This window comes from [Clostridium] fimetarium (assembly GCF_900111235.1).
Lineage (GTDB): Bacteria > Bacillota > Clostridia > Lachnospirales > Lachnospiraceae > Clostridium_N > Clostridium_N fimetarium.
In genome coordinates, this window is the sequence record NZ_FOJI01000047.1 from 1 (window position 1) to 1,603 (window position 1,603).

The 1,603-nt window shown below is 36.9% G+C and carries 1 protein-coding gene; it reads left to right on the forward strand.

The window, feature by feature from the left end; translation table 11 throughout:
- Positions 1-158: 158 nt before the first annotated feature.
- A partial coding sequence (locus BMY18_RS20645; RefSeq protein WP_092458519.1) for a hypothetical protein occupies positions 159-1,603 on the forward strand: 1,445 nt, incomplete at its 3' end.

A 1,603-nucleotide genomic window follows, 5' to 3' on the forward strand; every position in this document is an offset into this window, starting at 1 on the left:
ATACTTTCTCGGAATCTCTAGCCCTTATTCTATAAGGGTTTCAACTCCTATATTTTAAAAATCACCCACTTTTTTATCGAAAAGGCTTGACAAATGGTCAAAAATTTTCGGCGAAGCCAATTGATTATATTAACTAATTTCAATTGGAGGCGATTTTAATGTTACCTATTATTTCTGGTGGTCATTCCACCTATCAAGATACTTTCGTATCTGATTTTTCGATTTATTATCCTGAACCATTTGTCCTGTCAAAGCAGACTTGGAATACAATTATTGAATTCTGGCACTTGGATTTATCCCTTACAGACACTTTCATGCAAGAGTATTATTCTAAATTTGGACCTGTTCCAAGAACCCCGTCATGCATGCTCCGTTCCTATCTTTTATCAATAAAGTTAAAGGTCACTTCTATTACTGTTTGGGTTTCTATGTTAAAAGAGTGTCCTTTGTATGCCATTTTAAGTGGTTTTCCTGCAAATGATACTCCTGGAATTGGTACTTTCTATGATTTTTTTGACCGCATGTGGCTTTCTGATTCTAATAATCTTTCTCCAAACGAAAGATTTGTGAAATCAAAAGTCAAAAAGGGTAAAAAGCACGGTGATAAAACTCCAACTAACACTGGTACTATCAGCTCTAGACTACTTCCCTTTCTAGTTCGTAACCCAATTAAATGTAACCATTCTTTTGGACTTATTTTTAAACTTTACCAACATCAATTTCTTGATATTTCTGTTACAAATAAACTGATTGATCCGTCACATCTTGCGATTGCTGGCGATGGTACACCAGTTAGAACAGCTGCTCGTATACGTAGAAAGCGTATCTGTAATTGCAAAGAGAATGGGATTCTCAAATGTAATTGTAAACGTTTATTTTCCCAGCCCGATTGCAATGGTGGTTGGGATTCTTCTCGTGACTGTTACTTTAATGGTTATCATCTATACATGTTTGTTGCTTCAGATTCCCATAGCGATTTGCCTATTTTTCCACTACTTGAGCGTGCTTCACGACACGATATGCTTTCTTTCCTACATAGCTTCTTTGCCATGAAATCTTATCTTCCCCAGTTTAAGGTAGAAAAAATGTTGCTTGATTCTGCTATGGATGCCTTTCCTGTCTACGACTATTGTCGTAAGCAAGGGATCACTCCTTTTATTGATTTACATAAAACAAACAATGGTAACTACATATACAAAGATGATTTCACTCTTGATAAAGATGGTGTTCCTATCTGTAAAATGGGCTTACGCATGTATCACGATGGTATTGAAAAAGCGAAGCACCGCGCTAAATTTAGATGTCCTAAAGCTGATCGAAACAAAGGCTGTTTCTGTAAAACACCCTGTTCTGATGCAAAGTACGGAAGAACTGTACATACACAACTAAAAGATGATCCGAGATTAATTAACATACCGCCAAGAGATAGTAAGGAATGGAAAAAAGAATATGATAGAAGAACTTCTGTGGAACGTTCTAACAAACGCGAGAAAGAGGATTATAAATTAGAAGGCGGCAGACACCGTTCATCTAAGATGTGGTACTGCCGCCTCTACGCAATCATGATGCTCCAACATCTTGATGCATGGGAAATGCCATCTGT